This is a genomic window from Nitrospira sp. BLG_2, from assembly GCF_049222245.1.
Genome location: NZ_JBLYIG010000026.1, coordinates 1 through 6,427, shown reverse-complemented (window position 1 = coordinate 6,427; position 6,427 = coordinate 1). Strand labels below are relative to the sequence as shown.

Annotated in this window: 7 protein-coding genes; 6 read left to right on the top strand and 1 reads right to left on the bottom strand. The window is 55.8% G+C overall.

The genetic code is table 11. The features are described from left to right. On the top strand, positions 1–1,862 hold a 1,862-nt coding region (locus ACOSYY_RS00750; RefSeq protein WP_421660315.1), incomplete at its 5' end, for a monovalent cation:proton antiporter family protein. A gap of 36 nt (positions 1,863–1,898) precedes the next feature. On the opposite strand, the gene ACOSYY_RS00745 is transcribed toward ACOSYY_RS00750, so the two are convergent. Beyond that, a complete protein-coding gene (locus ACOSYY_RS00745; protein ID WP_421660314.1) occupies positions 1,899–2,981 on the bottom strand; it encodes a Rieske 2Fe-2S domain-containing protein in 1,083 nt (360 codons plus the stop codon). Between the two features lie 186 nt (positions 2,982–3,167). Here ACOSYY_RS00745 and ACOSYY_RS00740 point away from each other — a divergent pair, with 186 nt between their 5' ends. The 5 genes from ACOSYY_RS00740 to ACOSYY_RS00720 all read left to right on the top strand — a co-directional run. After that, positions 3,168–3,698: a DsrE/DsrF/DrsH-like family protein gene (locus ACOSYY_RS00740; protein ID WP_421660313.1), complete on the top strand. Its 531-nt coding sequence runs from the start codon at positions 3,168–3,170 to the stop codon at positions 3,696–3,698. A 19-nt stretch (positions 3,699–3,717) separates the two neighbouring features. Continuing rightward, positions 3,718–3,963 (top strand): sulfurtransferase TusA family protein, encoded by a 246-nt coding sequence (locus ACOSYY_RS00735; protein ID WP_421660312.1) that lies wholly within the window; start codon positions 3,718–3,720, stop codon positions 3,961–3,963. Positions 3,964–4,047: 84 nt separating this feature from the next. Next, positions 4,048–5,514, top strand: a complete 1,467-nt coding sequence (gene ftcD / locus ACOSYY_RS00730; protein ID WP_421660311.1) for a glutamate formimidoyltransferase — start codon at positions 4,048–4,050, stop codon at positions 5,512–5,514. A gap of 70 nt (positions 5,515–5,584) precedes the next feature. Further along, positions 5,585–5,779, top strand: coding sequence for a 30S ribosomal protein S21 (rpsU, locus tag ACOSYY_RS00725; protein ID WP_421660310.1), 195 nt, complete (start codon positions 5,585–5,587; stop codon positions 5,777–5,779). A gap of 60 nt (positions 5,780–5,839) precedes the next feature. Beyond that, the coding region (locus ACOSYY_RS00720) for an endonuclease III domain-containing protein (RefSeq protein ID WP_421660309.1) at positions 5,840–6,427 on the top strand (588 nt) is incomplete at its 3' end.

Sequence of the window (6,427 nt, the reverse complement as noted above, 5' to 3'; positions counted from 1 at the left end):
TCGCGACGGTGCACATGCTGGCGGAAATCGGGATTGCGCTGCTGCTGTTTACCATCGGTATCGAGTTCTCTCTGGTGCAACTGACCTCGCTTCGACGACTGCTCTTGATTGCTGCTCCGATTCAAGTCGGTGGGGTCATCGCGATCGCATGGTTCGGCGGCACACTGGCAGGATTACCGACACCGCAAGCGATCTTTTGGGGGTTTCTGCTCTCGCTCAGCAGCACCGCGATTGTATTGAAAGCGTTGGCCGCCAGCGGAGACAGCGATTCACCTCATGGGCGGGCCACCATCGGAATCTTGATCTTCCAGGACTTGGCCGTCGTCCCCATGATCTTACTGACGCCCATTCTTGCCAGCCACGGGGAAGGGACGTTCAGCCAGGTGCTGCTCTCGTTGATGAAATCGATAGTGGTGGTCGCATGCATCATCGCAGCCGCGTGGTATGTGGTTCCGAAATTACTCGACCACATCGTTCGTAGCCGAAGCCGAGAGCTCTTTCTGTTGACCATCATCGTCATGTGCCTCGGCATTGCTTGGTTGATGTCTCTCGGTGGGCTGTCGCTCGCTTTGGGAGCCTTCATCGCCGGACTCGTGATTTCCGAATCGGAGTACAGTCATCAAGCCATCGCCGAAGTGTTGCCGTTTCGAGACAGCTTCAATAGTTTATTTTTTGTCTCTATCGGCATCCTCATGGATTGGCATATCTTGCTGGAGTATCCGCTCGTCGTGACCGGTGTGTTACTCGTCGTACTGCTCGTCAAGTTCATCGCCGGAGCGGGAGCCGTGTTGGCGGTTTCCATGCCTCCTCGCTCGGCCGTCATGACAGGAATTGCCCTTGCTCAGGTAGGAGAGTTCGGTTTTATCCTGGCACAGGTCGGCTTGGAAAATAAGCTCTTGTACGGAGCGCCGTATCAAATCTTTCTGGCGGTTTCGGTCTGCTCCATGATCATCACGCCGTTCTTGATGCAGTTATCTCCGCATCTCGCGCGACGTGTCGAGGCCGTGCAACGGCTTCACCATTGGTTTCCCGGGCAGACGACGGCCCATGTGCTCGAAGCAGAGGGACGGCATCTACACATCAAAGACCATGTCATTATCGTGGGATACGGGCTCAACGGACGCAACCTGGCCCGTGTATTGGGTGAAACGGAGGTGCCCTACATCGCGTTGGATTTGGACGGCGACGCGGTGCGACGAGAAGCAGCCCACGGTTTGCCGCTCTACTATGGGGATGCCACAAACCCGAATGTCTTGAGACACGTGAAGATCGAAGACGCACGGGTCCTGGTCGTCGCGATCTCCGATCCGTTCATGGCCCGACGGACGGTGCAGGTGGCTCGAGGCTTGAACCCGAAAATTCACATCGTAGTTCGCACACGCTATTTGCGAGAGTTGGAGGAATTGCACCAGCTGGGCGTGGACGATGTGGTACCGGAAGAATTTGAAACGTCGATTGAAATTTTTGCGCTCGTCCTTCGCACCTACGACATGCCGCAAGATTTCATCATACGAAAGGCCGAACAGGTGCGTCGGGAAGGATACGCCCTCCTCCGCCGCAGCGAGCTCCCCGAGCTGGCTCACCATCTCCGCGGCGGCACCCTCGCTGATGTCGAAGTGGAGACCTGCCGCATCGAGGAAGATTCGCCGGCAGCCGGAAAGACGATCGCTCAACTGGCGTTGCGGCCGCGAATTGGAACGTCCATCATCGCCTTGACCAGAGGCGGCGTCACCGAATCCAATCCAGCGGACAAAACAACACTCCTTGCCGGCGACATCGTGGTACTTCTGGGAACGCGCGACCAGATCAAACGAGCGATGGGGTTTATTTTAGCGAATGAGCAAGAAGACCTGCAGGCGTGACCCCTGACATCGGCATGGACTCCAGAAAGAGCGAGGTCAACTTCGCCACCGGAGCGTCACGCGCTCTTTGAGAGGATGATCAAAAGGCCGGCCGGTTTGGACCGAAGCCTGATGGGCGGCCTTCAACTTGTAATACCATTTCGCCGGCATATCGGCATCACCCAGAAACATCGACGACGGTTTGTGGCGAAGTCCCACCGCCAAGTGCTTCATCGCCCGTTCATCCTGGCCGAGAAACATTTTGGTCAGCGTGCGAAAAATCAGATTGCCGAACGGAATCCAATGCAGCCCGACCCAATAGGCGGAGAAATCGATGCGACATTCCATGTCGGACATCGGCGTAGCCATCAATCGATTGGCGAGCCACGCTCTTCCGCATTGCATGAGTTCCACCCGTTGATTCGGCAGAAAGAAGTCGATCGTGGTGGTGAGCGGTCCTCCGAAAATACGTTCCATCCAATGAAACGGGCCGCTGTTCTTCGCCGGTCGGTGGGCGGTCATCCGGAAACCGTACGGAATCGGCTCAAAGATCTTCGTCTTCTCATGCATACGGGCGTCACTGCGCCACCAAGAATGAACATAGGGGCCATGAACCGGATCAATGAGACCGATGATGCCATCGTCCGGAGTACAGGCATAGGTCAACGAAATGTGGAACGATTGTCGAGGTTCCGATGGGAGCGGCATACGCGGGACCGGCGGCAACGGATCGATATGACCTCGTTCATCGGCCAAATACAGCCAAATCATGCCGTCGGTTTCCTCAGCCGGATACGTCGTGACGCCGATCTTGTCGGTTTGTAGAGTCCCCTGTTCGGGAAGAGCGGGGATGCATCGACAGCGCCCCTTCATGTCGAACTGCCACCCATGATACGAACATTCCATTCGCTCGCCGTCGAACCGGCCGAAGGACAGAGGCATACCACGGTGCGGACAGATATCGCGCATCGCCGCGAGGCCGCCGGCTCGATCACGACAAAGGACGATCGGCAAACCCAACATCTGCAACCCCTTCATCGTGCCAGGGCGGAGTGTATTGCTGGGCACGGCCGGGTACCAAAAGCCAAAGAGTGGAGCGCTCTTGGAAGATGCAACCTGAGGTGACGGTTGTTCGATCATGAGAGTCATTTGATAGGAAGGAACCTCGCGAGACGGGTATGGCGCAATGGATTCCGACTATAACGAGGGGACGGAGATAGGTCAAGCAATGACCACACGGTAGCGCCGCTAGCCGTTTCTTGACACCCCGAAGGATCACATACTATTCTGTCCTTGGTCAGAATTCGAAGTATACAGGGTGAGATCATGATAGCCACACACATAGAGCCGACGACGACATTGGCGCAACTACAAGAATCCAAGTCGGAGAGAGTCACGATCGTGTTGCTGAGCGGTGATCTCGATCGAGCGATGGCGGCTTTTATTATCGCCACCGGCGCCGCTGCGATGGGTATGCGTGTGACGATATTTTTTACGTTTTGGGGATTGAATGCTATTCGGAGGCGGGGGAGGACCAGTTCGGCCAAAGACTGGCTTCGACGGATGTTTGGACTGCTCAACAGAGGCGGCGCCGATACGCTTCCATTGTCTCGTTTCCACTTCGGTGGGTTGGGGACTAAGATGATGCAGACGGTGATGAAGCAAAACCGGATGCCCGGTGTGCCGGAGTTGATGCAAACAGCCCTCGATCTGGGCGTGCGGTTCATCGCCTGCACGACGACGATGGGCCTCATGGGTATTACCAAGGATACGTTGATCGACGGCATCGATCAGTTCGCCGGCGTGACCACGTATTTGGCGGAAGCCAAGCAAGGCAGTGTCAATCTGTTCATCTGAATTGAAGCGAGGGTGTTGCATGATGCAGGCCGATGTCAAACTCGACACGTTGGGGTATTTCTGTCCAATGCCGATCATTCTCACGTCCAAGAAAATCAAAGAGTTGGCGTTGGGACAGGTGCTGGAAGTCGTCTCCGATGATGAGGGCATCAAAAAAGACATGCCGGCTTGGTGTGAAACCACAGGCCATCAGATGATGGGCTTGGAAGAGGAACAAGCAAAGTCGGGCCGCATCTACAAGGCGTTCGTTAAGAAGACGAAATAGCCAGCCCACTGTAAGAGACAGTTAAGCCAGAAGCCGGAGGAACGATCATCGTCCTCCGGCTTTTTCGTTACAGTGCAGAAACCTATGGATCGACTCGTCGAGTGTGTTCCCAACTTCAGTGAAGGCCGGGATCAAGGAATTGTTGACGCCTTGATCGATGCCGTGACTTCGACAGCCGGCGTGGCGCTCTTGGATCACTCGATGGATGCGGACCATCACCGGTCGGTGCTGACGTTCTGCGGAGATCCGGACGAGATTATTGAAGCTGCATTTCGTGTCGTTCGGATCGCCACTGAACTCATCGACCTGCGTACACATGTTGGAGTACACCCCCGCATCGGCGCAACGGATGTTGTGCCGTTTATCCCGATCAGGGGTGCGACAATGCAAGACTGTGTCCAGCTCGCCAAACGACTAGGCGAACGAGTCGGACGCGAGCTGGAGGTCCCGGTTTTCCTATACGAACGTGCAGCAGGTCGCGCTGATCACGTTCCATTAGAGGCTGTCAGACGAGGAGGACTCGACGGTCTGGCTTTTCGGATGGAGTCGGACCCTGGTTGGATTCCCGACTTCGGCCCCCCACGACTGCATCAAAGCGCGGGAGCGATCGCCATCGGCGCCCGTCCTCCGCTGATCGCCTACAACGTGAACCTCTGCACGACGGAAGTCGACCAGGCCCGGTCCATCGCGCGGGCCGTCCGTCACTCAAATGGCGGCTTGCCCGCCGTGAAAGCGATCGGGGTAGCGCTATCCAGGCGCGGTATGGTGCAGGTCGCAATGAATTTGACCGACTACCTCGTGACGCCCATTCTGACCGCGTTTCAGAGGGTCAAGACCGAAGCCGTAAAGCGCGGAATAGAGGTGGCGGGTAGCGAACTGATCGGATTAGTCCCGCAAGCGGCATTGAGTCAGGCGGCAGCGGCTTCGTTGCAGCTTGATCGATTCGATTCCGGACAGGTCCTTGAGACAAGAATCGTTGAGGCGCTGCTCGACAGTAAAAAACCGGCACACACCCTGTCGGATTTCCTTGCCGAGGTTGCCGATGCCAAACCTGCCCCGGCCGGTGGCAGCGTGGCGGCATTGACGGGTGCCTTGGCGGCTTCATTGGGCATTATGGGGGCACGTCTTGGCGGACAATTGGACAGGGAACAACGTCTACTAGAGTTGAGCCCGCGGCTGCATCGGCTTGTTCAAGCTGATACAGAGGTCTACGCTGGGCTGATGGGCGCCTACAAAATGCCCCAACGACATCCTGATCGCCTCAGTGCGATTTCGATTGCCCTCCAGCGCGCTACGGAAGTGCCTTTAGAAATCGCGGAGTTGTCCTGTGACGTGGCGCGGATTCTCCATATATTGCGCGAGGGAGCGAAACCGACCATTCACTCGGATCTTACGGTGGGACTGACCATAGCCCTTGCAGCGGCTCAAGCAGGTCTTGTTACAGTTCGCACAAATACAAATGCACAAAAAAATCATCGATTTATAGAGGCCCTACAACCCAGGATCGCTAAGGCGACGGAAAGCCTTGATGAACTCAAGAGCTTGTGTTAGACTCCGGCGCCGATTTATTGAAAACCGTTACAGCAGGTCCAGTGACCTGAGAAAGTCGAAAATCAATCGGATGGAAATCAAGGTCTTCAACAACAATGTCGAAAAAGCTCTGAAGGTTGCCAAGAAGAAGCTTGCCGGAGAAGGTCTGTTCCGTGAGCTGAAACGTCGCCGTTTTTACGAGAAGCCCAGCGTGAGAAAGAAGGCCAAGCAACGTGAAGCTCAACGGCGCCGGCAGAAGTGGCTATCAAAACGGAGGCCTGACTAGACATACCGTTAAGGATCTTCCTCTCGTCTTACCCCCTTCCCGTTCGTGATCTATCCCACCATGCGTCAGGAGCAGATCCATGCAGCCGTCCGTATCCTCAAGCGGGAGATTCGCCGTTGGCAAGAACCTGTTGTTGGAGTCGTAGCCAAAGAGTCCGACCGCGATCCCTTTCTCATCCTCATTTCCACCCTCCTCAGTTTGCGGACCAAAGACAGGACAACAAGGGAAGCGGGTGATCGACTTTTCGCCATGGCTCGCACACCGGCAGCCATGTTGAAGCTGCCGCTGAAGAAGCTTGAGCAGGTGATTTATCCGGTAGGCTTTTATCGGACGAAGGCCAAAGCCATTCACCAAATTTGCCGCCGGCTGATCGACGAGTATGGCGGAGTGGTACCGGACTCCATCGATGAACTGGTCACTTTGCCCGGAGTCGGACGAAAAACCGCAAATTTGGTTGTGACTATCGGTTACGGCAAGCCTGGGATCTGTGTCGATATTCATGTCCACCGGATCAGCAATCGATGGGGCTATATCACAACGAAGACACCGGAGGAATCTGAACGGACCCTACGACGCACGCTACCGAAGCAGTACTGGATCATCTACAACGATCTCCTCGTACCCTATGGGCAGAATTTGTGCCTTCCG

Excerpts from the sequence above, each read along its gene's own strand:
- rpsU (WP_421660310.1), top strand. The coding sequence starts at position 5,585 with ATGGAAATCAAGGTCTTCAACAACAATGTCGAAAAAGCTCTGAAGGTT.
- ftcD (WP_421660311.1), top strand. The coding sequence starts at position 4,048 with ATGGATCGACTCGTCGAGTGTGTTCCCAACTTCAGTGAAGGCCGGGAT.
- ACOSYY_RS00740 (WP_421660313.1), top strand. The coding sequence starts at position 3,168 with ATGATAGCCACACACATAGAGCCGACGACGACATTGGCGCAACTACAA.
- ACOSYY_RS00745 (WP_421660314.1), bottom strand. The coding sequence starts at position 2,981 with ATGATCGAACAACCGTCACCTCAGGTTGCATCTTCCAAGAGCGCTCCA.
- ACOSYY_RS00735 (WP_421660312.1), top strand. The coding sequence starts at position 3,718 with ATGATGCAGGCCGATGTCAAACTCGACACGTTGGGGTATTTCTGTCCA.